The sequence below is a fragment of the Streptomyces malaysiense genome, from assembly GCF_000980885.2.
Classification (GTDB): domain Bacteria; phylum Actinomycetota; class Actinomycetes; order Streptomycetales; family Streptomycetaceae; genus Streptomyces; species Streptomyces malaysiense.
In genome coordinates this window covers 1-2,146 of the sequence record NZ_LBDA02000061.1, presented here as the reverse complement: position 1 = coordinate 2,146, position 2,146 = coordinate 1, and the positions used below count along the sequence as shown (strand labels likewise).

The following is a 2,146-nucleotide window of genomic DNA, read 5'->3' as shown; positions in this document are numbered from 1 at the left end:
ACCAGCACCCTCACCGCAACCCTCGACGAGACCGACCTCGCCCGGATGAAGCGTGCGGGCGTGGTGCCCCTGCCCACCGACACAGGGCTTGCGCTGCTGGACGCGGCCCTGGCAGACGGCGCACCGACGCTCATTCCGGTGCAGCTCAACAAGCCGGCGCTGCGGGAGCAGGCTGCCGCGGGCGTGCTGCCGCCGCTGCTGAGCGAGGTCGTGAACGCCGCTCCCGGGCGGCGCGTGTCCCGAGGGGCCGCTTCGGCCTCCGTCGCCCGGCAACTGGTGGGTCTTCCGGAGGAGCGGCAGCGCAAGCTGCTGCTGGACCTGGTCCGCGGCCACGCCGCCACCGTGCTCGGGCACTCGAAGCCGGAGGCCATCGATCCGGAGCGTCCGTTCCAGGAGCTGGGCTTCGACTCCCTCACCGCCGTCGAACTGCGCAACCGCCTCACGACGGCCAGTGGTCTGCGCCTGCCCGCCACCCTGGTCTTCGACCATCCGACCATCGCCGCGCTGGCCGACTACCTCCGCGGGGAGCTGACGGGGTCGGTCGACGCGGCGGCGGCCGTGTCGGCCGCCGCCGGGTCGCACCTCGACGAGCCTGTCGCCATCGTGTCGATGGCCTGCCGGTTCCCCGGCGGCGCGCACACCCCCGAGGAGTTCTGGCGGCAGCTCCTCGACGGGGAGGACGCCATTTCCCAATTCCCGGAGGGGCGCGGCTGGGACACCGAGGCGATCTACGATCCGGATCCCGAGCAGCCGGGGAAGACCTATGCGGTGCAGGGCGGCTTCGTCCACGACGCGGACGAGTTCGACCCGGACTTCTTCAACATCTCCCCCCGTGAGGCACTGGCCACCGACCCGCAGCAGCGCCTGCTCCTGGAGACCAGCTGGGAAGCGCTGGAACGCGCCGCCATCACCCCCGCCAGCCTCAAGGGCACCCGCACCGGCGTCTTCACCGGCATCAGCGGCCAGTACTACGGGGGTGACTCCACCGCCGTTCCGGAGGACCTCCAGGGTTACCTGCTGACCGGGACGGCCACCAGCGTCGCCTCCGGCCGCATCGCCTACACCCTGGGTCTGGAAGGGCCGGCCGTCACGATCGACACCGCCTGCTCCTCGTCCCTGGTCGCCATCCACCTCGCCGCACAGGCCATCCGCAACGACGAGTGCACCATGGCCCTCGCCGGCGGCGTCGCCATCATGGCCACGCCGGCGACCTTCGTGGAGTTCTCCCGGCAGCGTGTGATGGCCGCAGACGGGCGGTGCAAGTCCTTCGCCGCCACGGCGGACGGCACCGGGTTCTCCGAGGGAGCCGGTCTGGTGCTGCTGGAACGGCTGTCGGACGCCCGGCGCGAGGGGCACCCGGTGCTGGCCGTGCTGCGTGGCTCCGCCGTGAACCAGGACGGTGCCAGCAACGGTCTGACGGCACCCAGCGGTCCCTCGCAGCAGCGGGTGATCCGCGCGGCCCTGGCCAACGCTCGTCTCACGCCCGCCGACGTCGACGCGGTCGAAGCCCACGGCACGGGCACGGTCCTGGGTGACCCGATCGAGGCGCAGGCGCTGCTGGCCACGTACGGGCAGGACAGGCCCGCCGAACGTCCGTTGTGGCTGGGGTCGGTGAAGTCCAACATCGGGCACACGCAGGCGGCCGCCGGTGTCGCGGGCGTCATCAAGATGGTCATGGCGATGCGCCACGGCCGGCTCCCCAGGACGCTCCACGTCGACGCGCCGTCGCCCCACGTCGACTGGGAGTCGGGGGCCGTCAGCCTGCTCACGGAGAACACCGAATGGCCCGAGACCGACCGGCCGCGCCGAGCCGGTGTCTCCTCCTTCGGCATCTCCGGCACCAACGCCCACCTCATCCTCGAAGCGCCGGCGGAACCTGTCGGAGGGGAAGCCGGTGAAGCGGGGGCGGATTCCACCGCGCCCGTGGTGAACCCGGTCATCGCCTGGCCCCTCTCGGCGAGGACCGCGCAGGCGCTGTCGGCTCAGGCGGCACGGTTGCTCGACCACGTCGTCGACCGTCCCGGGCTCGATCCGGTCGACGTGGGTCATTCGTTGGCCACCACCCGAACCCACCACGAGCACCGTGCGGTGGTCGTGGGTCAGGACATCGACGAACTCCAGACCGGACTCGCCGCCCTGGCCCGCG

General features: G+C 72.1%; 1 protein-coding gene. It reads left to right on the top strand.

Annotated elements, in window-relative coordinates; all coding sequences use genetic code 11:
• On the top strand, positions 1-2,146 hold a 2,146-nt coding region (locus tag VT52_RS25800), incomplete at both ends, for a type I polyketide synthase (protein ID WP_240509880.1).